This window comes from Roseinatronobacter alkalisoli (assembly GCF_028745735.1).
Taxonomy (GTDB): Bacteria; Pseudomonadota; Alphaproteobacteria; order Rhodobacterales; family Rhodobacteraceae; genus Roseinatronobacter; species Roseinatronobacter alkalisoli.
In genome coordinates this window covers 53,904-77,776 of the sequence record NZ_JAQZSM010000001.1, presented here as the reverse complement: position 1 = coordinate 77,776, position 23,873 = coordinate 53,904, and the positions used below count along the sequence as shown (strand labels likewise).

Annotated in this window: 25 protein-coding genes; 15 read left to right on the top strand and 10 right to left on the bottom strand. The window is 60.1% G+C overall.

All coding sequences use genetic code 11. The features are described from left to right. The first annotated feature begins 117 nt into the window (after nucleotides 1-117). A complete protein-coding gene (locus tag PUT78_RS00455; RefSeq protein ID WP_274350021.1) occupies nucleotides 118-1,593 on the top strand; it encodes an AMP nucleosidase in 1,476 nt (491 codons plus the stop codon). 147 nt (nucleotides 1,594-1,740) lie between these two features. Continuing rightward, nucleotides 1,741-2,031 (top strand): HU family DNA-binding protein, encoded by a 291-nt coding sequence (locus tag PUT78_RS00450; protein WP_274350020.1) that lies wholly within the window; start codon nucleotides 1,741-1,743, stop codon nucleotides 2,029-2,031. A gap of 218 nt (nucleotides 2,032-2,249) precedes the next feature. Here the strand turns inward: PUT78_RS00450 and PUT78_RS00445 are convergent, their stop codons facing one another. From PUT78_RS00445 to ccmI, 3 genes are all read right to left on the bottom strand, one after another. Beyond that, on the bottom strand, nucleotides 2,250-2,495 hold the full coding sequence (locus PUT78_RS00445; RefSeq protein ID WP_274350019.1) for a DUF1289 domain-containing protein: 246 nt from the start codon (nucleotides 2,493-2,495) through the stop codon (nucleotides 2,250-2,252). A gap of 82 nt (nucleotides 2,496-2,577) precedes the next feature. Beyond that, entirely contained in the window at nucleotides 2,578-3,057 is a 480-nt protein-coding gene (gene ruvX / locus PUT78_RS00440) for a Holliday junction resolvase RuvX (RefSeq protein WP_274350018.1), read from the bottom strand. Beyond that, nucleotides 3,057-4,340 (bottom strand): c-type cytochrome biogenesis protein CcmI, encoded by a 1,284-nt coding sequence (gene ccmI / locus PUT78_RS00435; RefSeq protein WP_274350017.1) that lies wholly within the window; start codon nucleotides 4,338-4,340, stop codon nucleotides 3,057-3,059. Before ccmI ends, ruvX begins: the two co-directional genes overlap by 1 nt. Nucleotides 4,341-4,772: 432 nt before the next feature. Between ccmI and PUT78_RS00430 the strand changes: the two genes are divergently transcribed. The 4 genes from PUT78_RS00430 (at nucleotide 4,773) to PUT78_RS00415 (ending at nucleotide 7,030) form a co-directional block, all read left to right on the top strand. Further along, nucleotides 4,773-5,780: a porin gene (locus tag PUT78_RS00430; protein ID WP_274350016.1), complete on the top strand. Its 1,008-nt coding sequence runs from the start codon at nucleotides 4,773-4,775 to the stop codon at nucleotides 5,778-5,780. Nucleotides 5,781-5,917: 137 nt separating this feature from the next. Next, complete coding sequence (locus PUT78_RS00425) at nucleotides 5,918-6,064, top strand: hypothetical protein (protein ID WP_274350015.1); 147 nt, start codon at nucleotides 5,918-5,920, stop codon at nucleotides 6,062-6,064. Further along, nucleotides 6,065-6,370, top strand: a complete 306-nt coding sequence (locus tag PUT78_RS00420; protein WP_274350014.1) for a porin — start codon at nucleotides 6,065-6,067, stop codon at nucleotides 6,368-6,370. It begins immediately after the preceding gene. Nucleotides 6,371-6,382: 12 nt separating this feature from the next. Further along, entirely contained in the window at nucleotides 6,383-7,030 is a 648-nt protein-coding gene (locus PUT78_RS00415; RefSeq protein WP_274350013.1) for a YggS family pyridoxal phosphate-dependent enzyme, read from the top strand. A 78-nt stretch (nucleotides 7,031-7,108) separates the two neighbouring features. On the opposite strand, the gene PUT78_RS00410 is transcribed toward PUT78_RS00415, so the two are convergent. Further along, a complete protein-coding gene (locus PUT78_RS00410) occupies nucleotides 7,109-8,575 on the bottom strand; it encodes a sensor domain-containing diguanylate cyclase (RefSeq protein ID WP_274350012.1) in 1,467 nt (488 codons plus the stop codon). Between the two features lie 171 nt (nucleotides 8,576-8,746). Here PUT78_RS00410 and PUT78_RS00405 point away from each other — a divergent pair, with 171 nt between their 5' ends. From PUT78_RS00405 to queG, 6 genes are all read left to right on the top strand, one after another. After that, entirely contained in the window at nucleotides 8,747-10,225 is a 1,479-nt protein-coding gene (locus PUT78_RS00405) for an NAD-dependent succinate-semialdehyde dehydrogenase (protein ID WP_274350011.1), read from the top strand. Between the two features lie 268 nt (nucleotides 10,226-10,493). Then, on the top strand, nucleotides 10,494-11,897 hold the full coding sequence (gene mgtE / locus PUT78_RS00400; RefSeq protein WP_274350010.1) for a magnesium transporter: 1,404 nt from the start codon (nucleotides 10,494-10,496) through the stop codon (nucleotides 11,895-11,897). An 89-nt stretch (nucleotides 11,898-11,986) separates the two neighbouring features. Then, the gene (gene pheS / locus PUT78_RS00395; protein ID WP_274350009.1) at nucleotides 11,987-13,069 is read left to right on the top strand and encodes a phenylalanine--tRNA ligase subunit alpha; all 1,083 of its coding nucleotides are present in this window, start codon (nucleotides 11,987-11,989) and stop codon (nucleotides 13,067-13,069) included. 47 nt (nucleotides 13,070-13,116) lie between these two features. Beyond that, nucleotides 13,117-13,872, top strand: coding sequence for a monofunctional biosynthetic peptidoglycan transglycosylase (mtgA, locus tag PUT78_RS00390; RefSeq protein WP_274350008.1), 756 nt, complete (start codon nucleotides 13,117-13,119; stop codon nucleotides 13,870-13,872). 60 nt (nucleotides 13,873-13,932) lie between these two features. Further along, complete coding sequence (fzlA, locus tag PUT78_RS00385) at nucleotides 13,933-14,598, top strand: FtsZ-binding protein FzlA (RefSeq protein ID WP_274350007.1); 666 nt, start codon at nucleotides 13,933-13,935, stop codon at nucleotides 14,596-14,598. 24 nt (nucleotides 14,599-14,622) lie between these two features. Continuing rightward, complete coding sequence (gene queG / locus PUT78_RS00380) at nucleotides 14,623-15,681, top strand: tRNA epoxyqueuosine(34) reductase QueG (RefSeq protein ID WP_274350006.1); 1,059 nt, start codon at nucleotides 14,623-14,625, stop codon at nucleotides 15,679-15,681. 57 nt (nucleotides 15,682-15,738) lie between these two features. Here the strand turns inward: queG and zapE are convergent, their stop codons facing one another. Further along, on the bottom strand, nucleotides 15,739-16,821 hold the full coding sequence (gene zapE / locus PUT78_RS00375; RefSeq protein ID WP_274350005.1) for a cell division protein ZapE: 1,083 nt from the start codon (nucleotides 16,819-16,821) through the stop codon (nucleotides 15,739-15,741). A 112-nt stretch (nucleotides 16,822-16,933) separates the two neighbouring features. On the opposite strand from zapE, the gene sseA reads away from it, so the two are divergent. From sseA to PUT78_RS00360, 3 genes are read left to right on the top strand one after another with little or no spacing between them, the layout of a single operon-like run. Continuing rightward, on the top strand, nucleotides 16,934-17,782 hold the full coding sequence (gene sseA, locus PUT78_RS00370; RefSeq protein WP_274350460.1) for a 3-mercaptopyruvate sulfurtransferase: 849 nt from the start codon (nucleotides 16,934-16,936) through the stop codon (nucleotides 17,780-17,782). Next, nucleotides 17,779-18,339, top strand: coding sequence for a GNAT family N-acetyltransferase (locus PUT78_RS00365; protein ID WP_274350004.1), 561 nt, complete (start codon nucleotides 17,779-17,781; stop codon nucleotides 18,337-18,339). Before sseA ends, PUT78_RS00365 begins: the two co-directional genes overlap by 4 nt. A gap of 10 nt (nucleotides 18,340-18,349) precedes the next feature. Further along, nucleotides 18,350-19,531, top strand: a complete 1,182-nt coding sequence (locus PUT78_RS00360; RefSeq protein ID WP_274350003.1) for an amino acid aminotransferase — start codon at nucleotides 18,350-18,352, stop codon at nucleotides 19,529-19,531. A 12-nt stretch (nucleotides 19,532-19,543) separates the two neighbouring features. On the opposite strand, the gene PUT78_RS00355 is transcribed toward PUT78_RS00360, so the two are convergent. From PUT78_RS00355 to glnH, 5 genes are all read right to left on the bottom strand, one after another. Next, a complete protein-coding gene (locus PUT78_RS00355) occupies nucleotides 19,544-20,482 on the bottom strand; it encodes a MurR/RpiR family transcriptional regulator (RefSeq protein WP_274350002.1) in 939 nt (312 codons plus the stop codon). Continuing rightward, nucleotides 20,430-21,458 (bottom strand): C45 family autoproteolytic acyltransferase/hydrolase, encoded by a 1,029-nt coding sequence (locus PUT78_RS00350; protein ID WP_274350001.1) that lies wholly within the window; start codon nucleotides 21,456-21,458, stop codon nucleotides 20,430-20,432. The genes PUT78_RS00355 and PUT78_RS00350 overlap by 53 nt, the downstream gene beginning before the upstream one ends. Further along, nucleotides 21,451-22,182, bottom strand: a complete 732-nt coding sequence (gene glnQ / locus PUT78_RS00345) for a glutamine ABC transporter ATP-binding protein GlnQ (protein WP_274350000.1) — start codon at nucleotides 22,180-22,182, stop codon at nucleotides 21,451-21,453. The genes PUT78_RS00350 and glnQ overlap by 8 nt, the downstream gene beginning before the upstream one ends. After that, nucleotides 22,179-22,835 carry a glutamine ABC transporter permease GlnP gene (gene glnP / locus PUT78_RS00340; RefSeq protein WP_274349999.1) on the bottom strand — a complete coding sequence of 219 codons (657 nt, stop codon included), beginning with the start codon at nucleotides 22,833-22,835 and terminating at the stop codon, nucleotides 22,179-22,181. Before glnP ends, glnQ begins: the two co-directional genes overlap by 4 nt. 83 nt (nucleotides 22,836-22,918) lie before the next feature. Next, nucleotides 22,919-23,659 (bottom strand): glutamine ABC transporter substrate-binding protein GlnH, encoded by a 741-nt coding sequence (gene glnH / locus PUT78_RS00335; protein WP_274349998.1) that lies wholly within the window; start codon nucleotides 23,657-23,659, stop codon nucleotides 22,919-22,921. Nucleotides 23,660-23,873 lie beyond the last annotated feature (214 nt).

Here is a 23,873-nt window from a genome sequence, read left to right as displayed (position 1 = left end):
TGCCCGCCCCGGGGAAAGAGCGATTTTGCCACCCGACACCGCTTGTCCACAGGCCACGTCAATGGCACTGTAACGAAAACCGACCACAGGCATAATGCAGGAAGGCAGACCACTGGCATGACCCGATCACCCGCTATCCTGACACCACCACAGCATGATCACCGTTTTTTCTCCGATCCGGAACAGGCGGTCGCCTTCCTTGAATATCTGTATACTGAAGCGCTGGATTTTCTGGTGCAGGGGTTCAATCATACCGCCAGCAGCCTGAGGGCGGAGACACGCTACCGCGCATTCTATCCCGAAATACGGCTTGTCACGACGCGCTTTGACCGCATCGATTCCCGGTTGAGTTTTGGGCATGTTGCGGAACCGGGCACCTATTCAACCACCGTGACACGCCCTGATCTGTTCCGCCATTACCTGAAGCAGCAGATCGGTTTGCTGATCCGCAACCATAATGTGCCTGTCAGCATCGGCCCTTCTGACACCCCGATCCCGCTGCATTTCGCCATGGCGGGGCGCGGTGACATCGTGCTGCCCGAAAACGGGGAGATGGCGCTTTCGCTGCGCGACATATTCGACGTGCCGGACCTGTCGACCACCAATGATGATATCGTCAGTGGCGACCGCGTTCTGAATCGTGACGGGTCGCGCCCGCTGGCAATGTTCACAGCCCAGCGGGTGGACTACTCGCTTGCGCGGCTTGCCCACTATACGGCCACCACGCCCGAGCATTTCCAGAACCATATCCTGTTCACCAACTACCAGTTCTATGTCGATGAATTCGAGGCATTTGCCCGCGCGCAACTGCGCGACCCCGACAGCGGCTACACATCCTTCATTGCCCCCGGCAATGTGGAACTCACTGACCCTGATGCGGAAATCCCCGCGCTTGCACGGCTGCCGCAAATGCCGACCTATCACCTGAAACGCCGGCACAGCGCGGGTATCACGCTGGTCAATATTGGGGTCGGCCCGTCCAACGCAAAAACCGCCACGGACCATATTGCCGTGCTGCGCCCGCATGCCTGGCTGATGGTCGGCCATTGCGCGGGCCTGCGCAACAGCCAGGCCCTGGGGGATTTCGTTCTGGCCCATGCCTATTTGCGCGAAGACAATGTGCTTGATGCGGATTTGCCCGTCTGGGTGCCCATTCCCGCGCTGGCCGAAATTCAGATCGCGCTTCAGGACGCGGTGGCAGAGATTACACAACTGGAAGGCTACGCGCTGAAGCAGATCATGCGCACCGGCACTGTCGCAACAATCGACAATCGCAACTGGGAGTTGCGCGACCAGTCCGGCCCTGTTCAGCGCCTGTCACAGTCGCGCGCCATCGGGCTGGATATGGAAAGTGCAACGATTGCCGCGAATGGATTCCGATTTCGTGTGCCCTATGGGACATTACTGTGTGTATCAGACAAGCCCCTGCACGGCGAACTGAAGCTGCCGGGCATGGCGTCCGACTTCTATAAGACGCAAGTGTCGCGCCATCTGCGCATCGGCATCCGGGCAATGGAGTTGCTGCGCGATATGCCGCTGGAGCGGATTCACAGCCGGAAACTGCGCAGTTTCAGCGAAACTGCCTTTCTGTAACCGGCAAATTTAAGCTTTTCCGCCACTAAGTTTGTTTTTTCTTGCCCATTGGTGATTGTCAGCGGGCGTAAACTCGGGCTAGATGCGCAGCGAAAACTGCCGTGCCAAGGCCATTCCCGCCAGGCACTCAATTATCAGGAGAGTAAGATGACGACCAAACCGATGACCAAGACCCAGCTTGTCGCAGCACTTGCAGAAGAAATGGGCGCCGACAAGAAAACCGCATCCGCAGCAATTGATGCTGTTTCGGCGGTTGTCCTGCGTGAGGTCGCGGCAGGCGGTGCAGTTACGCTGCCGGGGATCGGCAAAATCATGTGCCGCGCACGCCCCGAGCGTCAGGTGCGCAACCCGGCGACTGGCGAAACCATGACCAAGCCCGCCGACAAGGCCGTCAAGGTGACCGTGGCAAAAGCCCTGAAAGACGCCGTTAACGACTAAGGCCCCGCGCCAGAGATCGCATATCCGGGCGCGGCTGATGCATGGCGTCCGGATATGCCAAAACGGCTGAAGCTGTTTCAGGAAAAGCCGACAGGTTTTTCCGCGCATAAAATGCGACAAGACAATACCACACAGCTTTTTCGTGTTTCTGGCAAATTCCAAAAAGCTGCAGGCAGCCCCGGAAGCGGTTCAGCGCCATGTGACCGACAGTATACCCTTTATGTCCGGTCGGGGTTGGCCTTCGCGCGCGCTGTACGACCGCCGCGCCGTTTGCCGATCTGCACCTGACGAGCAGGCAGTTTTGCCATGATGTCCTGACGCTCTTGCGGTGACATCTGCGTCCATGCCGAAATTTCATCCAATGTCCGCAGGCACCCTGCGCATAAACCTGATTGCGGGTGAATGACGCAGATCTTGATGCAGGGGCTTTCAATTTCGTTGCGTTTCCAAACTGCGTCACTCATACGAATAGGCCTCTGGCAAAATCAGCTTCTGGCGCCATGTAACCCGGCAAGCGGCGCTGACCAGTGCGGCCGCACATGCCCGTCACACCCCCCGCCGCAAGACCGATAACCGGTCCAGCGCGCCTTGCAGGATAACGCCGGCCGCAACATGGTCAATCACCTCTGCGCGGCGACGGCGCGATGTGTCGGCTTCCAGCAACGCGCGCTCTGCCGCGACCGTTGACAGCCGTTCATCCCAGAACCCGATGGGCAAGTCCGTCAGCGCCGACAGGTTGCGGGCGAACGCACGGGTCGACTGGCAGCGCGGCCCCTCGGACCCGTCCATGTTGCGCGGCAAACCCAGCACCAGCCCGCCCAGATCGCGCCCTGCCGCAATTTCCAGCAATGCCTGCGCATCCAGCCCGAACTTGCGCCGCCGGATGGTCTGTAGCGGGCTTGCGACCGACAGCATCCTGTCTGACACGGCAACGCCAATGGTTTTCTCACCCAGATCAAGCCCCGCCACCGCCTGTCGCACCGGGAGTGCCGCCACGAACGCTTCAAAGTCGCTGAACACAGCCATTATGGTGCCTCCGCCGACAATCCGGCCTCCTCCGCGACACGGTTAAGCAGTGCCAGGTCTTCGGCCCGCGCGGCAAACACTGTGCGCGCTTCCTGCAGGATGGCCAGCGCCTGATCGCGCTGTTCCAGTACCGCCAGCGCGCGCACAAGCTGCGCCCAGTCCTCGGCGCTGCCCCCGTCATTGGCCAGCCGCGCTGATAATGACGCCACCATATCCTCAATCATCTGCGCGCGTTCCTCCGGACTCAGGTCCATCGCGGCATCAATATCCGCAGCCACCGGCCCGCGTGCCGATGCTGGCGCCGGGCGTGGTGGCAACTGATAACGCGGCTCGCCCGAAATTCGCGACAGTTCCGGCAACATCGCGCGGATTTCCGACATCCAGGGCGCATCGCCCACGCTTTGGTCATGCAGCCTGCGCCACACACGGAAGGTCAGATCAGGCCGCCCCGTCTGCACATACATCCGCCCCGTATAATAGAGTGCGACACCATTCATCGGATCACGCCGCAGGATATGCTCGATCACCTTTTCCGCCTCCGGGGAGACCATGCCCCCCGCGGCCAGCACCAGCAGGTCCAGCAGGAACGCATGGTCCTGCACGCCCGCATCATCCCCGCGAATCGCAATCACCCGCGCTTGCGCCTGTGCCGCAGCCGCAAAATTGCCCAGCCGCGATTCGTTCTGCGCCAACAAGGAAAAGCCGTGCGCATCATCGGGGCGGCTGACAAGCGCCGCGCGCAACTGCGCCACCATCGGTTCCAGTTCGGCGCGGTCCTCGAATTCCGGCGCATCAGGCATCACCGCGGCAAACTCCGCTTCGAACTCTGCTTGTGCCGGGCGGTTTGCGCGCGTGGCCGCGGCTTCAGCATGGCGCGCGGCCAGCGGCTGATCAGGATAGCCGAAGGCTCCATACTGCATATACAGCACTGCGCCCCCCGACAGCAGCACCGCAATCACCCCCACCATCACAGCATGCGCCCGCGTGGATGACGGCACACCGGCACTGCGCCCGCCCTTGTCCAGATCCAGCACCCGGCGCTGGATTTCCAGACGCAGGCGTTCTGCCTCATTCTCCGACAGGGTGCCGCGCGCAATGTCGCGTTCCACTTCGCGCAACTGGTCGCGGTACACCCGCATCGCGCGTTCGGTGCCATCTGCCGCGCGGCCCACCCGCGCGCGCATCACCGCCCGCAGCAGCACAGCCGCCACCATAACCCCGATGACGACGAATCCTGCAATCTGGCCGATGCCTGCCATATGGCCCCCTATATATAAACGCATGCGCGCGCCCCTGTCATAACGTCAACCCTGCGGTGGAAAAAGGGCTAAACCCGGCCATTCGCCCCCGTATGCCATCAAAACAGGGTCATCGCGGCACTTGGTCGCAAACACTGCGCGCGCCGCGATTCGCAAACACGGCCAGCGCCCGCACATGCAAAACGGCATGCCACGGCGCAGCATCCCGCAAAACGCCGGTCAGCAACGCTTTTTTCGCTATGTTACAAAGGGGTTACATGCGCCCCGGCCGCCCCGATGCAGATTGGGCGACATCCCGCCACGGCCCCAAGGCGTGGCAAAACTGCACCATTTTCGCGGGCATGGCAGGGGGGGCATTCGCTTTGGCTTGAATTACAGGGGCAAAAGTCAGAAACAGGCTCAGACCTTGCCTGAGTGGTAAGGCGAGGAACTCCTTAGACAACGAGGGAAAAACAAATGAAAAAGCTTCTTCTTGCTTCGACCGCTCTGGTCATGACAGCAGGCGCAGCCGCCGCACAAGTCAACATGACCGGTTCGGCACGCATGGGTATCATCTATGACAACCTTACCGTAAATGATGGCGTGACAAACAACGCAAAACTGCAATTCACCAGCCGTATCCGCGTAGCCTTCTCCATGTCGGGTGAAACCGATTCCGGTCTGGCATTCGGTGCAAGCATCCGTGGCGACCAGTTCGGCGTAGGTAACGCTGGCAACAGCACCATGACCGGTGGTACCGTGTATATCAGCGGCGAATTTGGTAAACTGACATTCGGTGACGTTGCTGGCGCTGCACGCGCAGCCGTTGGTGACCTGTATGCTGTTGGCCTGACCGGCATCGGCGACCTGAACGAAATGGGCTACCTGGACCGTACGTTCTCGGTTGGCCTTGCAACCAACCTGAACCGCCGCACCGCCGTTCTGTATGAGTACAGCCTGGAAGGCTTCACCTTCTACGCATCGCTGGGCCAAAACCGTCGCACTGACGACCTGGTCAACGGCCGCGATACAGACCAGTTGGCAGCAATTGGTGCGAAGTACACCTTCGACGGGTTCACCGTTTCGGCTGGTTACGAAATGGGCGAAGCAAAAAATGTTCTTGGTGGTGTGACCACAAAACTTGATGCGAACCACCTGATCATCGGCGCTGAATACGCCATGGACAACTTCAAGGTCAAAGCAATCGCTGGCCGCGTTGGTGGCGATCTGGGCACCGCGCTGTCCGCAGCGCCGGGCTTTAGCCGCAGCCAGTACGGTCTGTCGGTTGAAGGCGAATTCGACGCAACCACCGTCACCGCTTTCGTTAACCGTAACTTCGAAACCACTGACTACGGTATCGGCGCAAGCTACGATCTGGGCGGCGGCGCAGCACTGGTTGGCGGCATCAGCCGCAGCGGTTCGAACTCGACCACCGGTGCGACCAACCGTACCCGTGCAGACCTGGGTCTGAACTTCAGCTTCTGATCTGATACAGATCATTGGTTACGGAAAGAGCGGGCTTTTGCCCGCTCTTTTCTTTTTGATTGGTTTTTGGTTCAGTTCACCGGGGTATTTCTGTTATCATCCGCAGCAACAGCAAAAAACCAATTGAGGTGAGCAACATGACACGCAGAAAAACCGCCCTGATCGGGGCGCTGATGGGGGCAATCATGCTGACAGGGTGCGAAACCACTTCCGCCGCATTGGATGGCGTTGGCGGGGTGTTCATGGGCGCAGGTCAGGACGTGCGCCGTGTCAGCGGGCGCTGAATGCGGGCACTCCCTATCATATCGCTGATTCTGGCGGGCACCCTGCTCGCCGCCCCCGCCATGGCGCAAAACCGTGACTGGCGCGAAAACCCCGGCCTGCAGATTTCCGGCGACGCGCGCATGGGCGTTATCTGGACCGACCGCCCCGACACCCCCAATACCAGCCGCGCAAAACTCATCAGCCGCGCAAGGGTGAAGTTCCGCTTTGCCGCGGAAACCGATGGCGGGACGCAATTCGGGTTCGGGTTCGACGCCGAGAAAGCAGACGCGCGCCCGCGCGGGCAACATGTATTCATTGGCAATTAGCACAGGCGCGCCATGTCCCTGACTGACATCACCACCCGCGTCGCGCGGGCCGAAGCAGCCGCTGGACGGCCGGGCGGCAGCGTCCGGCTGATTGCCGTGTCCAAGGAACAGCCCCATGACCGCGTTCTGCCCGTGCTGCGCGCCGGGCATCGGTTGTTCGGGGAAAACCGTGTGCAGGAAGCGGCAGATAAATGGCCCGGATGGCGCGACGAATTCGGACCGGTGGATGTGCATCTGCTTGGCCCCCTGCAAAGCAACAAGGCCCGCACCGCGATGGAGTTGTTTCAGGCCATCCACTCACTGGACCGCCCGAAACTGGCCCGCACGCTGGCCCGGCTGGCGCAGGAACTGGGCCAATGCCCCGCCCTGTTCATACAGGTCAACACCGGGGCCGAACCGCAAAAGGCGGGTATACTGCCCGATGATGCCGACAATTTCATTGCCGAATGCCGCGCGCTGGACCTGCCGGTGATTGGCCTGATGTGCATCCCCCCTGTCGATGAAGACCCCGCCACGCATTTCACCGCCCTTGCGCAGATCGGCGCACGTAACGGGCTGGACGCGCTGTCCATGGGCATGAGCGATGATTTCGAAACCGCGATCGCGATGGGGGCAACCCATGTGCGTGTCGGCTCCGCACTGTTCGGGGCGCGGCGCTAGGGCCTGCCTGCATTCTGTCGCATTCACACGCCCGGCCTGATCTTTTGACAACGCCCGGCCGGCGGGCATAACCCAACATCACCCCGGATCGTTACAGCTGGCTGTGCTGGTACGGTTGCGCCCTTGATCCTTGGCCAGATACAGCGCCTGATCCGCGGCTTTCAAAACCTCCTCCAGCGTGCGGCCATTTTCCGGGAACATGGCCACCCCCGCCGATGCGGTCACTTCCGGCAGACCGACCCCGCCATGCGACAGGCGCAGCACCTGCAGCGCCGCGCGTATCTGGTCCGCCTGCGCGGCGACGTCCTGCGCGGGCATATTTGGGCACAGGACAACAAACTCTTCGCCGCCAAGGCGACAGGGGTACATCATTTCCGTTGCGGTTCGTGTCAGTATGCCTGCTGCTTCGCGCAAGACCAGATCACCCGCATCATGGCCAAACTTGTCGTTGAATGCCTTGAAATGATCAATATCCAGCATGATCAGGCCAATTTCACGCCCCTCGCGTTCGGCCATGGTGAATTCCCGCATCGCGCGTTCCACAAACCAACGCCGGTTCCAGAGATCCGTCAGCGCGTCACGCATGGATTTGTCATGCAATTCCTGACGCAAACGGACATTCGCAATCGCAAGGCTTATCTGTTCCGCGCAGATCAGGGAAACATCCCAGCGGTTGCGCAGAACGTCTTCGCGCATGTGGCGCATCAACCCTTCTTCTTCGAAACCGTCAAAAATGATGTGCAGCAACCCAATGGTTTCACCATGCGCGATGATCGGCAGGCAAAAGAACGGCGTCCCCGGTTTGGCTACATGGTCGCAGGCGAACTGAATAGGCTTCAGTCCATAGGCATAGGCCCGCCCGCGCCGCAATGCCCAGCATTCATCCGGCAACATATGCGCCGGGAATTCCGGAATCGTGCCCCAACTGGTCGCCAGATCCAGCGTGCTGCGCGACGCACCATAGATATACAGCGCCCCGTCCGCTTCGGGGATCAGGGTGTGCATGGCCCGCTGCACCACCATCAGCAATTCATCGAAGGATTTGGCCGAATACAGCCATTCACTTGTCAGCGCCAATAAATGGCGTTCGGACTGCCGCAATTCTTCGGCCTGGCGCATCTGATCATTCTGATCTTCGAGTTTCTTGCGCGCGGTAATATCGCGCATGTTCAATATGAAATGCGTATGCACGCCAGCGCCGTCGAATATTGGCGTGACTTTCAGATCCACCCAGAAAACCCGCCCGTCGCGCGCCTGAAGCTGAAGTTCGGTCTGGGTTTCGCGCCGCTGTGCGCAGGCGGAACTGATGGTCTGCACATGATGGCGGCAGGTTTCGGCCCCGCGCAACACGTCAATCGCCATTTTATCGCGCAGGTCTTCAATCCCGTAGCCGGTCAGCGTGGTGAAGGCAGGATTGACCCATAGCGCCAGCCGGTCAGGGCCGCTGATAACCACCCCGTCCGGCGCATGACGCGCAACCATTTCCGCATAGGCGTGTTCAGAAACGGCACTGTCGTCATTTCCGGCAAGATCTTTTGCACACATATGGCCCACACCTGAATAAGTTCCCTGCCCCGGGTGCAAAAAACCCTGAACCCATGACCAACACCCGTCACAGTGTCGCAATCTGTTTAAAACATCATTACCATGGGCGCATATATGTTGCCGGAACGGCAAATAACCGGAACAGGCCACACCAAGGAGTTGGGAAGCGACATGACTGACACAACAACCAAACTTGAACACTTGCTGCGCGATCCGTCGCTTCTGGAAACCCGCGCATTTGTCGCGGGTGAATGGATCAGCGCAGATGACGGTGCCCTCTTCGATGTGCGCAACCCCGCGCGTGGCGATGTCATCGCCCAGGTTGCGGATGTAGGCCGAGGAGAGGCCGCGCGCGCGATTGCCGCCGCTGAAAAGGCCCGCCACCCATGGGCTGCACGTACCGGCAAGGACCGCGCAGGCGTATTGCGCAAATGGTTCGATCTGATGATGGAAAATCAGGAAGATCTGGCGCTTATTCTAACCGCGGAAATGGGCAAACCCCTGTCAGAGGCGCGCGGCGAAATCGCCTATGGGGCCAGTTTCGTTGAATGGTTCGGCGAAGAGGCCAAGCGCGTCTATGGCGAAACGATCCCCGGTCACCAACCTGACAAGCGCATTACAGTGCTGCGCCAGCCCATCGGGGTTGCGGCGTCGATCACGCCATGGAATTTTCCCAATGCGATGATCGCACGCAAGGTCGCCCCCGCGCTGGCGGTGGGTTGTGGGTTTGTCGCGCGGCCCGCGACGGAAACGCCGCTTTCGGCGCTGGCCATGGCGGTGCTGGCGGAACGCGCGGGGGTACCCAAGGGGCTGCTGTCGGTCATTCCGTCCAGCCGTGCGTCCGACATTGGCAAGGAATTCTGCGAAAACCCGGTCGTGCGCAAACTTACCTTCACTGGGTCGACCGAAGTGGGGCGCATTCTGCTGCGTCAGGCCGCCGATCAGGTCATGAAATGTTCAATGGAACTGGGCGGCAACGCCCCTTTCATTGTGTTTGATGACGCCGATCTGGACCGCGCGGTTGAGGGGGCAATGACGTCCAAGTTCCGCAATAACGGCCAGACCTGTGTCTGTGCGAATCGCATCTATGTGCAGGCGGGTGTCTATGATGCCTTTGCCGCGAAACTGGCCGCCGCAGTGTCGAAACTGAAGGTCGGGGATGGTATGGATGACGGTGTATCCACTGGCCCGCTGATCAACGAAAGCGCGGTTGAGAAGATCGAAGACCATATCCGTGACGTGCTGGACAACGGCGGCAGCATCACGACCGGCGGGAAGCGGCACGAACTGGGCGGCACCTTCTTTCAACCGACTGTCGCAACCGGGGTGACCCAATCCATGAAGGTGGCGAAGGAAGAAACCTTTGGCCCGCTGGCACCGCTGTTCAGATTCGACACTGAGGAGGACGCCATCGCCCTTGCCAATGACACGATATTCGGACTGGCGTGCTATTTCTATGCCCGCGATATGGGGCGCATTACCCGCGTGCAGGAAGCGCTGGAATACGGGATCGTGGGGGTTAATACTGGCATCATCTCAACGGAGCTGGCGCCATTCGGCGGGGTCAAGCAATCCGGGCTGGGGCGCGAAGGGTCGCGCCACGGGATCGATGATTTCCTTGAAATGAAGTATATCTGCCTGAGTATCTGACGGGCAGGAAGTTCTGACCGGGCAGCATGGCATGCTGTCCGGGTTTGACAACGGAGCGGCTTGGCCGTAAATCACCCCTGTCAGTGACACTCGCTGACGCAACCAATCGGGACCAAAATGGACGGCAGTTCTAGGCGGGCGCAAATCATGCGCCCGAAACAGAAATCCAGCCTTCGGGCTGATATACGACCGCGCAAGGCGCGGGCTGCTATCCGGGGCTGACCCGGCCCGCCGCCCCTGCCGTGCGACGCAGGCAAGGGGGTCGGCCATGACGATTCAAACACCACTTTCGGAATACCGCTTCGATCCGGACGCCGAAAATGCGGGCATTGATGCTGCGTTGATCGCAATCGAAGTGGCGCGCCTGCTGAAAGAAGACCGGACCGACGAAATCCGCCAGTTTCTGGAAACACTGGAACTGGCCGATACCGCAGCTCTGATCGAAGAACTGGACGAGGCCAGCGACCTGACAGTGATGCACCTGCTGCCACTGCATGATCAGGCCGAACTGATCGGCTATCTGCGCCCGTCATCACAGGTCAGCGTTGCAACCCGCATTCGCAAACGCGATCTGGTGGCCCTGATGACCGCCATGAGCCATGACGAACGCGCCGACCTGTTCAAGCAACTGGATGAAGAAGCGCAGGAAGCCATCCTGCCGGCCCTGTCCAAGGCAGAACGCGAAGATCTGCGGCGACTTGCATCCTATGAGGAATGGACCGTGGGGTCGGTCATGACATCCGACTACGCGGTTGTCAGACCGGAGATGACCTCCAGTCAGGCGATAGAGGCTTTGCGCACGCAAGCCCTTGATGCCGAAACAATTTACTACGCATTTATTGTTGGCGAATCGCGCGAATTGCTGGGCGTTGTCAGCCTGCGCGACATCCTGACCGCGCGCCCCCGTCAGCGCGTGTCTGAGATCATGGATACCGAACCCGTTTTCGTGCGTGTGACCGAAGAACAGGAAGAAGCCGCCCGCCTGATTGCACGCTATGACCTGCTGGCCCTGCCGGTACTGGATGAAAACGACCGTCTGGTGGGCATTGTGACCGCAGACGACGCCATGGACGTGTCCGAAGAGGAAGTGACCGAGGATTTTCACAAAGGGTCTATCGTGCAACCGCTGGACATGTCGGTTGCCGAAGCCACGATTGCCACGCTTTACCGCGCGCGCATCTTCTGGCTGGTGCTGCTGGTCTTTGGCAACATCTTTTCCGGGGCGGGGATTGCCTATTTCGAAGAAACGATCGCCGCGCATCTGTCGCTGCTGTTCTTTCTGCCGCTGTTGATTGCATCCGGGGGCAATGCAGGCACGCAATCGGCCACGCTGATGGTGCGTGCATTGGCCACCGGGGATGTGCGCCCGACCGATTTCGGGCGCTTGCTGGCGCGCGAAACGCTGATCGCACTGGCGCTTGGTCTGACAATGGCCTTTGCGGTGTCAGTTATCGGTGTCTGGCGGGGCGGTCCTGAAATTGCGCTGGTCGTGGCCTCGGCCATGGTGACCATCGTGTTGATGGGGGCCTTGATCGGAATGTGCCTGCCCTTCATCTTTGCCAGAATCGACCGTGACCCGGCAGCCGCATCCGGGCCACTGGTGACATCGATTGCCGATGTGCTGGGGGTTGTCATTTATTTCACCATCGCGGCCCGTTTGCTGGAACTGTAACCCCGTATAGGCGTGCGGGCCTGACTTGCATTCGCGCGCGGGGCACACTATCCCAGCGCGGAACGCATAAAGCGCAAAAAGGGCATGTCATGGACGCAATCGCAACGCTTCGCGGCAAATATCTGGAACAGATCGGCGCGGCCCCTGATGCGGACGCGCTGGAAACCGTGCGACTGGCCGCTTTGGGCAAGAAGGGCGAGATCAGCCTGAAAATGCGCGAACTGGGCCAGATGAGCGCCGAAGAACGCCTGATTGCAGGGCCAGCACTGAACGCCCTGAAAACCGAAGTGGACGCCGCGTTGAAAGCGCGCAAGGCCGCACTGGAAGATGCAGCCCTTGATGCGCGCCTGAAATCGGAATGGCTGGACGTCACGCTGCCCGGTCGCCCGCGCCCCATGGGCACCATTCACCCCATCAGCCAAGTCATGGACGAACTGACCGCCATTTTCGCCGATATGGGGTTTGCCGTCGCCGAAGGTCCGCAGATCGAATCCGACTGGTATAATTTCGACGCGCTGAATATCGCGCCCGAACACCCGTCCCGTCAGGAAATGGACACGTTCTATCTGCACCGCGCGGCTGGCGACAACCGCCCGCCCCATGTGCTGCGCACCCATACCAGCCCCGTGCAGATCCGCGCGATGCAGGCGCAGGGCGCGCCCATCCGCGTTATCGCGCCGGGCCGCGTCTACCGTATGGACATGGACCAGACCCACACGCCGATGTTCCATCAGGTCGAAGGGCTGGCCATCGACCGCGACATTTCCATGGCGCAGCTGAAATGGACGCTGGAAGAATTCTGCCGCGCGTTCTTCGAGGTGGATGAGGTGGAACTGCGCTTCCGCGCCAGCCATTTCCCCTTCACCGAACCATCCGCCGAAGTGGACATTCGTTGTTCATGGGAAGGCGGGCAGTTGAAAATCGGTGAAGGCAAGGACTGGCTGGAAATTCTGGGCTCCGGCATGGTGCATCCGCATGTTCTGCGCGCAGGCGGGATCAACCCCGATGAATGGCAGGGCTTCGCCTTTGGTATGGGGATCGACCGGATTGCCATGCTGAAATACGGCATCCCCGATCTGCGCGCGTTTTTTGAATCCGACCTGCGCTGGCTGCGCCACTATGGATTCACATCCCTTGACCAGCCATCGCTGGCGGCCGGGCTGTCGCGTTAGGCATTGTGATGATTGACCGGCCCTGCAAGTCATGAATATCTGACATCATGGCCCGCAAATCCGCAAAACCCCGCAAATCCACCAAAGCGCCGCGGCGCACTGCCGCGAATGGTATCCTTATGACTTTCGCCGCAATGCTGCGCCGGTTGCGCTGGTGGGCGTTCCGGGTGCTGGCGGTTGTGTTGCTGGTTTCGGTGGTGTGGGTGCTGCTCTATCGGCTTATCCCTCCGCCTGGTGGCATCTATATCTTTCAGGAATACCGTCGCCTTGGCGAAATACAGCGCCAATGGGTGCCGATGGACCAGATTACACCGGTCATGGCGCGGTCTGTCATCGCGGCAGAGGATGCGAATTTCTGCCTGCACTGGGGGTTTGACATGGCGGAAATCCGCAAGGTCATTGCCGCAGGCAGCACGCGCGGTGCATCCACCCTGTCGCAACAGACCGCCAAGAACGTATTTCTGTGGCATGGCCGCGACTGGACCCGCAAGGCGCTGGAATCCGGTTTCACCCTGCTGATAGAACTACTCTGGCCCAAAACCCGCATTCTTGAAATTTACCTGAATGTCGCCGAATTTGATGAAGGCATCTTCGGGGTGGAAGCAGCGGCGCAGCACTATTTCCGTGTTCCTGCAGCGAACCTGACGCCCACGCAAGCCGCGCGCCTTGCCGCCGTACTGCCCGCGCCCAAAACCCGCAATGCCGCCAATCCCAGCGATTTTTTGCGCAGGCGCACGGCGTCCATTGTGGACGGGGCGGCAACCATTGACCGGGATGGCCGCGCGGATTGTATAAGCGGTTGAACTTCTGCCACCCCGGCAGCTACAGATGGGCAAACCCCGACAGAAGGCATATTCACATTCATGGCACGCCTGTATCACGTCCCGCTTTCCCCCTTTTGCCGCAAACTGCGCCTGACATTGGCGGAGAAGCGTATCGACGTTGAACTGATAGAGGAACGCTTCTGGGAACCCAGCGCCGAATTCATGCGCCGCAATCCGGCAGGCAAGGTGCCGGTGCTGCGTTATGAAGGGAAACTGCTGACCGAAAGCCACGCCATTTGCGAATATATCGAAGATCTGGTGCCCCAGCCCCAGCTGATTCCGAAAGCCCCCGAAGCACGCTATGAAATGCGCCGCCTGTGCACATGGTTTGACGATAAATTCCATGCCGAAGTGACGGCCAATCTGCTGTATGAGCGGGTAAACAAGAAGATCATGAAGCGCGGCTATCCGGATTCGCAGGCCATCAAGACCGGATCGGCCCGGATCAAGTTTCATCTGGATTACATGGACTGGTTACTGGGCCAGCGCCGCTGGCTGGCGGGAAATGACATGACGCTGGCGGATTTCACCGCAGCCGCACATCTGTCCTGTCTGGATTACATTAATGATGTGGACTGGCAGCGTTCGGCACTGGTGCATGAATGGTATGCCAAATTGAAATCACGCCCCGCCTTTCGCACGCTGCTGGCCGACCAGTTGCCGGGCTTTCCGCCGCCCGCGCATTATACAGATCTGGATTTCTGAGACGATTTAGCCCATCTGGGGCATATGACCGCAGAGCTCAAATCCGAAATCCGGCATATGGCACAGGAAATGGGCTTTACAGCCTGTGCCGTGACAACGCCTGCGTCCATCCCGGCGGCACCTGAACGGCTGGCTGAATTCGTGGATCAGGGGCGGCATGGCCAGATGGGCTGGATGGCCGAGCGCATGGAATGGCGCGGCAATCCCTCAGCATTATGGCCAGCGGCGCGATCCGTCGTGATGCTGGCAGAAACCTATACGCCGGATTACAACCCGCTTGATCTGCTGGACCTGCGCGACCGGGGCGTGATTTCCGCCTATGCGCTGGGGCGCGATTATCATGATGTGGTCAAGAAACGCCTGAAACGGCTGGGGCGGTGGCTGATTGACCGCGAGGGCGGCGAAATCAAGGTATTCGTGGACACGGCCCCGGTGATGGAAAAACCGCTGGCTGCGGCCGCCGGGCTGGGCTGGCAGGGCAAACATACCAATCTGCTGTCGCGCGAGTTGGGCAACTGGTTTTTTCTGGGCGCGATTTTCACAACGCTGGAATTGCCGCCTGATACGCCCGCGCGGGAAAATTGCGGATCCTGCCGTGCCTGTCTGGACATTTGCCCCACTGCCGCCTTTCCCGCGCCTTTCCAGCTGGATGCACGGCGCTGCATTTCATATCTCACAATCGAACATCACGGCCCTGTGCCGCTGGAACTGCGCGCGAAACTGGGCAACCGCATTTATGGCTGCGATGATTGCCTTGCCGTATGCCCGTGGAACAAGTTTGCGCAAACCGCTGCAGAAACGAAATACGCGGCGCGTGATGGCATGATTGCCCCGGATCTGGGCGTGCTGGCGGGCCTGGATGACGCGGCATTCCGGGACCGGTTTTCAGGCTCTCCCATCAAGCGGATCGGGCGTAACCGCTTTGTGCGCAACGTGCTCTATGCCATCGGGAATTCCGACACGCCACAGCTGTTGCCCACGGCGCAGGCCCTGTGCAATGACCCCGACGCGACAGTTGCCGACGCCGCGCGCTGGGCCGTGGGGCGATTGCGCGCAACATCTGCGGCGGGGACGGGCGCGTGAAGCGCGCCCACGATCCTGCCCCCTTCGATGGGGGGCGGGATCGTTCCCCCCGACAGGTCAGGCTGCGCCCCAACCCGCGCCCTGCATTTCGCGCAGGCGGCTGGCAGTGCGTTCAAATTCAAACGCGCCCGTCCCCTCGCGATATAGTTGCTCGGGCATAGCCGCAGCAGATGCAATCAACCGCACCTGCGCTTCATAAAGCGTGTCGATCAATGTGACAAATCGCTTGGCTTCATTATAGTTCGCGGCCGTCAGATAGGGGATGTCATCCAGCATCAGCACCCGCAGCGCGCCCACAATCGCCAGATAATCCGCAGCCCCCAGCGGCTGGCCGCATAATTCCCAGAAACTAGCGCGCCCGACACCATTATGCGCGCGCGGGATCACGACATCCCGCCCCTTGACCGTCAGTTTCAGCGGCTGGCCCCCGTCATGCCCGGTCAGTTCATCCCAGATCCGCGCCATCTCTGCGCGCGCGGCACTGTCAGCGGGGCTGAAATAAACCTGCGCACCTGCCAGTCGGTGCTGGCGGTAATCTGTTTCCGATTCCAGTTCATGCACGGTCATGCGGGTGTTGATCATTTCGATGAAGGGGACAAACAGCGCGCGGTTCAACCCGTTCTTGTACAGATCATCCGGCACCCTGTTCGACGTGACGACAATCGCCACGCCTGCCGCCATCAACCGTTCAAACAGGCGCCCGACGATCATCGCATCGGTGATATCGGTAATCTGCATCTCGTCAAAGGCCAGCAAACGCACCTGCTGCGCAACCTTGTCGGCCACGGGCGCAAGCGCGTCAGGCGCACCGGTCTTGCGGGCGGCATGCATCCCTTCGTGAATTTCCTGCATGAAGGCGTGAAAATGCACCCGCCTTTTGGGTATATCACCGACATGGTCCACAAACAGGTCCATCAGCATGGATTTCCCACGCCCCACCCCACCCCATAAATACAGGCCCGGTGGCGGTTCCGGCTTGCGCCGCCCCAGCAACCCCAACAACCCCGCTTTGGGGGCAGGTTTGCGCAGATAGGCCAGCACCGGGTCAAAACAAGGCATCGCCGCGCGCTGTGCGGCATCGGGGCGCAGCGCGCCTTGTTCGACCATACGGTCATAGATTGTGATCAGACTATCATTCATGCGAATCTGCATATCCAATGCCGCAGCCGGGGAAAAGCCCCGCCTGTATGCTTGCAACGCGGTCGCGCCCTCGCTAGGTGTTACACATATGCTTTCTGGCTTGGGGGATTTCATGGCCGATGATCCAAGAACGCGTGTGTCGACCGACTGGCTTGCCGCACATCTGAATGACCCTGACCTGCGCATTCTGGATGCAAGCTGGTATATGCCCGCGCAAAACCGCGATGCCCGCGCGGAGTTTGATGCAGGCCATATTCCCGGCGCACGGTTTTTCGATATTGACGATATCAGCGACCACCGGTCCGCATTGCCCCATATGGCACCCCCTGTGGAAAAGTTCATGTCACGTCTGCGGGCGATGGGGGTTGGCGACGGTCATCAGGTGGTCATCTATGATGGTGCAGGGCTGTTTTCCGCCGCGCGCGTCTGGTGGCTGTTTCGCCTGATGGGCAAGACCGATGTGGCTGTTCTGGACGGTGGTTTTCCGAAATGGCAGGCCGAGGGCCGCGCCGTAGAGGACCTGCCCCCCCTGTTGCGCGAACGGCACATGACCGTCCAACGGCAGGCGCATCTGGTCAAGGATGTCTCGCAGGTGGCGGCAGCCGTAAAACTCGGGGACTGGCAGATTGTCGACGCACGTTCCCCCGCCCGCTTTCGCGGCGATGAACCCGAACCCCGCGAAGGGTTGCGTGCAGGTCATATGCCGGGCGCGCTGAACCTGCCGTTTTCAACCCTGCTGAAACCCGATGGCACCCTGAAAACCGGCGATAGCCTGCGCGCGGCATTTCATGACGCGGGCGTTGATCTGGAACGCCCTGTCATAACCACATGCGGGTCCGGCATTACGGCTGCGGTGCTTAGCCTTGGGCTGGAAATACTGGGACACCGCAATCATGCGCTTTATGACGGGTCATGGGCGGAATGGGGCATGTTCCCCGACCTGAAGGTGGAAACGGGATGACCACCTACCGCGCGGGCGACACGGTGCCTTATACTGTCACCTTTCTGGAAATGACGGAACGCCCCACCTATGGCTGGCCGCACACCCCGAACGGCATGTCAGGCGCGTTGCTGAAAGCCGAACACCCGCCGGTATGGTATTTTCGCGCGCTTTATGACGCGGTCGGGCGGGATTATGCATGGACAGATATTCACGCCAGCGAAGATGCCGAGCTTGCGGACTGGCTGAATTCACCCGATATCGCCCTCTGTTCGCTGATCGACAAGGGCTGGCCGCAGGGCTTTTTCCTGCTGGACTGGCGCGAAGCGGGCGAATGCGAATTATGCTATTTCGGGCTGGTACCCGGAAGCGTGGGGCGCGGCCTGGGGACATGGATGTTGCGCACTGCCATTCTGACCGCATGGGAGCGTGAGGGCCTGACCCGGCTGACCATAAACACCTGCACGCTGGACCATCCCCGCGCCTTGATTCAGTATCAGAAACACGGATTCACCCCGATCCGGCAGGAAGACCGCACTCGTGTTCTGCTGCGTGACTGGTCCCCCGCCCTCAGCTAAGGTCCGCAAGATGTTCGAAACCCTGCCCCAGCCCGGACTTGATGGAATCATCGCCCTGATGCAGGCATTCGCTGCCGATCCGCGCATGGGCAAGATTGACCTTGGCGTGGGCGTCTACCGTGATGAAGCGGGGCGCACGCCTGTCATGCAGGCCGTGAAACAGGCCGAGTCGCATATCGTCGCCACACAGGAAAGCAAGACCTACCTGTCACTGGCCGGTGACCCGGCATATCTGGACGCGATGGAAGGGCTGTTACTGGGGGGGGCGGTACCACAGGCGCGCGTCGCCGCTGTCGGCACGCCGGGCGGCACAACCGCCGTGCGCCAGATTGCCGAACTGATACGCCGTGCGCGTGCTGATGCCACTATCTGGATAAGTGCGCAGACATGGCCGAACCATGCCCCCCTGATTGCCGCAGCGGGCGTGAAATCGCGGCCCTACCGATATCAGGATGCAAGCAGCGGCATGCTGGACCGCGACGGCATGTTCGCCGATCTGGCACAGGCGACAGCGGATGATGTGGTGCTGTTGCACGGCTGCTGCCATAACCCCACCGGCATAGACCTGAGCGTGCAGGATTGGTCAGATATGGGCGCAGTGCTGGATCGCACCGGCGCTGTTCCCTTCATCGATATGGCCTATCAGGGCTTTGGCGAAGGGTTGAATGCCGATGCGGGCGGGCTGCGCCATCTGGCCGCGCGCTTGCCTGAAGTGCTGGTCGCGGCCAGTTGTTCCAAGAATTTCGGCCTGTACCGCGAACGTGTGGGGCTGGCGATGGCAATTGTCCCCGAACCGCAAAAGCCCAGGCTGGCGGGCGCATTGGCCAGCCTGAACCGCCAGAATTTCGCCTTTCCGCCCGACCATGGCGGGCGCGTTGTCAGCACGATTCTGAACGACCCGGCGCTGAAGCACATCTGGCAGAGCGAACTGGACAGCATGCGCGCGCGCGTTGCCGAAAACCGCCGCGCCCTCGCGGATGCGCTACGCAGCGAAACGGGGACCAACCGCTTTGACGTTATCGCGCGGCAACAGGGTATGTTTTCGCTGCTGCCTGTGACAGCGGAACAGGTTGAATCCCTGCGTGCGGATCATGGCATCTATATGCTGTCGGACGGGCGCACGAATATGGCGGGGCTGAACGGCCAGACAGTGCCGGTCGTGGCGCATGCCATCGCGCAGGTCATTGCCTGACAACAGACCTGATTACATTTCAATGCCAAGGCGGCCAATCATCCGGTCCCGTTCCGCCAAGGCAGCCTTGGCGGTGTCGGGGTCGGCGGCTGCGCAACCATTGATCAGGCATTCTGCCGCCAGAATGAAAGTTGACAGCGAATTCGACAGGAAACTGGTTTCATGCGGGACCAGCAATGCCGCCTTGGACGCCATGATCAGGGGTGAATCCGCGCGGTCGGTAATCGCCACAACCGAAACCGGCTTGTCCACCGCCGCGCGCGCCACGTCGACAACCTGCCGCGAATAGGGGGCGCAGCTGGAAATGATCAGCACATCCTGCGGTGACATGGAGGCAATGCCTTCGGCCACGCCCAGCGCGTTCGAATCCAGCAGATGCACATCTGACCGGATCATCCGCAGCCCATAGACCAGAAAACTGGCGAATGCGTGAAACTGCCGTATCCCATAAACCATGACACGCGGCGCGCCCGCAATAAGTTCGGTGGCATGGCGAAACTGGCTTTGATTGCACGTATCCAGAAACCGGTCGATATTGGCCTGACTTTCCCGACACAATGCGGCCACGCCATTCAGACCGGTCCCGTCCCCGCCACGCAATGCCGTTTCCGCCTGCCGGCTGTAGAACGACCCCGGCGGCGCCATGGACGCATTCAGCAACACCTGCTGGAACGCGCCAAAACCGGAATACCCCAGATTGCGCGACAGCCGCGTCAGCGTGGACGGGTTGACCCCCAGTTTGTCGGCCAGCGTGGTGATTGACAGCAACGCCGGGTCGCCCTGCAGGTCCAGGATACGGGCCAGCGCCTCTCGCGCTTTGGGGCCAAGGGTAATCGCCCCTTCGCCCTTGGCGATGCGCAGCATCATCTCGCGCAGCCCCGCAACTGTCTGCGGCACGCTATCTGGCGATGTCTGATCCGGCATGGACTGGCCCTGTGGACTTTTGGTCATAGACTTTCCAGCTTAAACCACCCTTTTCGACGTGAATGATAGCCGTGGCAAGGGTGTTTTCATGATCCGGGTCATCAGGCTGGCAGCGATGAACAGGCAGTCCCTGCTCGCCTGTGTCGCGTAACATGGCCAGCACATTCCGCGCGCCCGCGTCAATCAGGTCAGTCACGCGGCGCTGCCTGTCAGCCGATGATTGGGTAACGATCTGCCCCTGTGCGTGATCAAGATGCAGCGCGTGATTGGCATGTGCAGACGGTGTATCGATCTGCCGATGCACCATGCCACCACCCCCGAATTCAACGCTATGGACCACCCCTTCCCCCGCTTGCGCCAGCGTAAAATGAAACCCGCCGCTGTTGTTTTCGCGCGCCAGCAGGTCAATCGCCGCGCGGACGGAGCGACACGCCAGCACGGCACGACCAAGCACCATGCGCGGGATCTGCGGGCGAACGTCGCGCAGGCGCAGGTTATTGACCGCCTGCACCAGCCCCGCGCCGGTGACGGAAAATGTATGGCCCGGAATTGAACCGGGGTAGCACAAGGCCGTGAAATCCGGCGCATCCAGCGGCGCGGCATCAACCAGCAGGACGTGCCCCCGGAAATCCGGCAGCCCGTCTTCGTTATGGGCAATGACAGGCACATCACCGGGAAACTGAAGGGTGGTGCAGCCATCGGGCACATTCGACATCAGATCACCACGGCAGTTCCAGGCCATGACCTGCGCGAATGGCAACCCAAGCCCATCAGCAAGCCCTTGTAATTCTTCAAATATCCATGGAAACAGGGCCTTCGTGCGCAGGGCCATGCGCGCAACTACATGGTCATGGGCAGGGCTATTCACGGCCACCCAATAATCCAGCGGCCGCAACACATCATGCACCGCATCACGGCCAGCGCGGCCCAGTGCATGGCCTATATCATGCGGTGCTCCGGCCATACGCACCCGGCGCAATTCGGACGGCGCATCTTCAGACATGCTGCAGGAAATCCTTCATCCGGTCATTGGGCGGCGTGTCAATCACGTCACCCGGGCGGCCATCAACTGCGATCTTGCCGTGTTCCATGAAGATCAGCCTTGTGCCGACTTGCTTGGCAAAGCACATTTCATGGGTCACCACCACCATTGTCATGCCTTCGGCCGCCAGCGCGCGCATGACATTCAGCACCTCCTGCTTCAGTTCGGGGTCCAGTGCCGATGTCGGTTCATCAAACAGCATCACCTTTGGCTTGATCGCCAGCGCACGCGCAATAGCCACGCGCTGCTGTTGCCCGCCCGACAATTCAGCGGGTTCATGATCCGCCTTGTCGGCCAGCCCCACTTTGGCCAGCAATTCGCGGGCCAGTTCGCGGGCCTGACGCGCGGACATGCCGCGCACCTGCTGCGGACCGAAGGCCACATTCTGCAGGGCGGTCATCTGCGGAAACAGATTGAACTGCTGGAACACCATGCCCGCTTCCTGCCGGATTTCGCGCAGAACCTTGTTGCCGCCCAGAACGCTCATGCCGTTGACGACCAGATCACCGCCGGTGATTTGTTCCAACCCGTTGATGCAGCGCAGAAGTGTGGATTTCCCCGACCCCGAAGGGCCGATCAGCACGACCACTTCACCCTTGTGGATGTCCAGATCAACTTCATCCAGCACCTTCAGCTGGCCAAAATGCTTGGACACGCTGCGGAATGTAATGATTGCATCGGTCATAGGATCCTCATGCGTTTTTCGATCATCCGCAGCATCAGCGACAGCACACCGGTCATGATCAGATACATCACCGCAACGGCTGTCCATATTTCGACCGCGCGGAAATTGGCCGCCATGATTTCCTGCCCGGTGCGCGTCAACTCACCCACACCGATGACAATGAACAAGGACGTGTCCTTCAGGCTGACAATAAACTGGTTGCCAAGGGGCGGAATCAGGCGGCGGAATGCCAGCGGCCCGACAATATAGCGAATGACCTTCCAGCGCGGCAGACCGATGGCCAATCCTGCCTCGCTCAGCCCTTTGGAAATGGACAGCACCGCCCCGCGCACGATTTCGGCGATATAGGCACCTGCATTGATGACAATCGCCAGAACCGCAGTGGTCATCGGGTCAATGCGGATCGAGGCCAGAACCGGCAGCGCGAAATACAGAAACATCACCTGCACGACAATCGGCGTGCCGCGGATAACTTCGATATAGACAAAGGCAATCGCATTTATCACGGAATTGCCATAGGCCCGCATCAACCCGGCTATAGCGCCAAGGATGACACCGCCCAGCAGGCCGACAACGGTAATATGAACCGTGACCTGCGCCCCTTTCAGAAGTTGCGGGATGAAATCCCAGATGATCAGCCAGTTAACTTCCATTATCCGCCCCCGCGTGATTTGCGCGCCAGTGTCGGCAGGACCAGTGCCGGTCCCGCCCCGCCAGTTTCATGATATGTGCAAGATCAGTTGCCGGGCGGTGTGGTGCCAAACCATTTCATGTAGATTTCGTCATAGCGGCCATCTGCGCGCATATTCGCCAGCACCTGATTGACCGGTTCCACCAGATCCGACCCTTTGGGAAAACCGATGCCATATTGATGTGCCATCATCTGTTCGCCCACGGCCTTGACCTGCCCGTCGCCAGCGGTGGCGATGTAATACAACACATTGGGGGTGTCATGCATGGCGGCGTCAACGCGACCAGTGCGCAATTCCAGATAGGCGTTGTCGATATTGGGGAACAGGCGCAGTTCAGTGTCGGTGAAATTCTCGCGCGCATAATCTGACGCCGACGTACCGGTGCGCACAGCCAGCGTTTTCCCGGCCAGATCAGCGGAGCTTTCGACATCACTGTCCGCAGGCACCATGATCAGGAACCCACTGTCATAATACCCGTCCGAGAAGTCGATAACTTCGGCACGGTCATCACGAATGGTGATACCCGCCAGCGCAACATCAACCTGTCCGGTCTGAAGGCCCGGAATAATGCCGTTGAAATCCATCGGGCGCAGGTCGAATTCCAGATCGAGTTCCGCGGCGATCATCGTCCACATGTCGATATCGAAACCGACATATTCGCCGTCCTGCATAAATTCAAACGGGACAAAGGCGGTATCGGTGGCGACAACCAGCTTATCCGCTGTCGCGGCGGTTGCACCAAGGGCGAATACCGCAGCGGCGGTAATGCGAAGAATGTTTTTCATGTCATCTCCCTGCGAGTTTGACGTGCGTGCAATTTTATCGTGCTTCTTATAGTCACGATGCAAATATATTTGCATACTTACCTATATCCAGCAAGTATTTTTGAACGCCCTTATCCGGGACAACCGGAATTTGCCCCATAAATAATTCCAAGCATCTGATTTATATCAATAAAACTTATTCTCTATTTCTGCGACATTGCGCGACACATGGCAC

Excerpts from the sequence above, each read along its gene's own strand:
- PUT78_RS00455 (WP_274350021.1), top strand. The coding sequence starts at position 118 with ATGACCCGATCACCCGCTATCCTGACACCACCACAGCATGATCACCGT.
- PUT78_RS00450 (WP_274350020.1), top strand. The coding sequence starts at position 1,741 with ATGACGACCAAACCGATGACCAAGACCCAGCTTGTCGCAGCACTTGCA.
- PUT78_RS00445 (WP_274350019.1), bottom strand. The coding sequence starts at position 2,495 with ATGAGTGACGCAGTTTGGAAACGCAACGAAATTGAAAGCCCCTGCATC.
- ruvX (WP_274350018.1), bottom strand. The coding sequence starts at position 3,057 with ATGGCTGTGTTCAGCGACTTTGAAGCGTTCGTGGCGGCACTCCCGGTG.
- ccmI (WP_274350017.1), bottom strand. The coding sequence starts at position 4,340 with ATGCGTTTATATATAGGGGGCCATATGGCAGGCATCGGCCAGATTGCA.
- PUT78_RS00430 (WP_274350016.1), top strand. The coding sequence starts at position 4,773 with ATGAAAAAGCTTCTTCTTGCTTCGACCGCTCTGGTCATGACAGCAGGC.
- PUT78_RS00425 (WP_274350015.1), top strand. The coding sequence starts at position 5,918 with ATGACACGCAGAAAAACCGCCCTGATCGGGGCGCTGATGGGGGCAATC.
- PUT78_RS00420 (WP_274350014.1), top strand. The coding sequence starts at position 6,065 with ATGCGGGCACTCCCTATCATATCGCTGATTCTGGCGGGCACCCTGCTC.
- PUT78_RS00415 (WP_274350013.1), top strand. The coding sequence starts at position 6,383 with ATGTCCCTGACTGACATCACCACCCGCGTCGCGCGGGCCGAAGCAGCC.
- PUT78_RS00410 (WP_274350012.1), bottom strand. The coding sequence starts at position 8,575 with ATGTGTGCAAAAGATCTTGCCGGAAATGACGACAGTGCCGTTTCTGAA.
- PUT78_RS00405 (WP_274350011.1), top strand. The coding sequence starts at position 8,747 with ATGACTGACACAACAACCAAACTTGAACACTTGCTGCGCGATCCGTCG.
- mgtE (WP_274350010.1), top strand. The coding sequence starts at position 10,494 with ATGACGATTCAAACACCACTTTCGGAATACCGCTTCGATCCGGACGCC.
- pheS (WP_274350009.1), top strand. The coding sequence starts at position 11,987 with ATGGACGCAATCGCAACGCTTCGCGGCAAATATCTGGAACAGATCGGC.
- mtgA (WP_274350008.1), top strand. The coding sequence starts at position 13,117 with ATGGCCCGCAAATCCGCAAAACCCCGCAAATCCACCAAAGCGCCGCGG.
- fzlA (WP_274350007.1), top strand. The coding sequence starts at position 13,933 with ATGGCACGCCTGTATCACGTCCCGCTTTCCCCCTTTTGCCGCAAACTG.
- queG (WP_274350006.1), top strand. The coding sequence starts at position 14,623 with ATGACCGCAGAGCTCAAATCCGAAATCCGGCATATGGCACAGGAAATG.
- zapE (WP_274350005.1), bottom strand. The coding sequence starts at position 16,821 with ATGAATGATAGTCTGATCACAATCTATGACCGTATGGTCGAACAAGGC.
- sseA (WP_274350460.1), top strand. The coding sequence starts at position 16,934 with ATGGCCGATGATCCAAGAACGCGTGTGTCGACCGACTGGCTTGCCGCA.
- PUT78_RS00365 (WP_274350004.1), top strand. The coding sequence starts at position 17,779 with ATGACCACCTACCGCGCGGGCGACACGGTGCCTTATACTGTCACCTTT.
- PUT78_RS00360 (WP_274350003.1), top strand. The coding sequence starts at position 18,350 with ATGTTCGAAACCCTGCCCCAGCCCGGACTTGATGGAATCATCGCCCTG.
- PUT78_RS00355 (WP_274350002.1), bottom strand. The coding sequence starts at position 20,482 with ATGACCAAAAGTCCACAGGGCCAGTCCATGCCGGATCAGACATCGCCA.
- PUT78_RS00350 (WP_274350001.1), bottom strand. The coding sequence starts at position 21,458 with ATGTCTGAAGATGCGCCGTCCGAATTGCGCCGGGTGCGTATGGCCGGA.
- glnQ (WP_274350000.1), bottom strand. The coding sequence starts at position 22,182 with ATGACCGATGCAATCATTACATTCCGCAGCGTGTCCAAGCATTTTGGC.
- glnP (WP_274349999.1), bottom strand. The coding sequence starts at position 22,835 with ATGGAAGTTAACTGGCTGATCATCTGGGATTTCATCCCGCAACTTCTG.
- glnH (WP_274349998.1), bottom strand. The coding sequence starts at position 23,659 with ATGAAAAACATTCTTCGCATTACCGCCGCTGCGGTATTCGCCCTTGGT.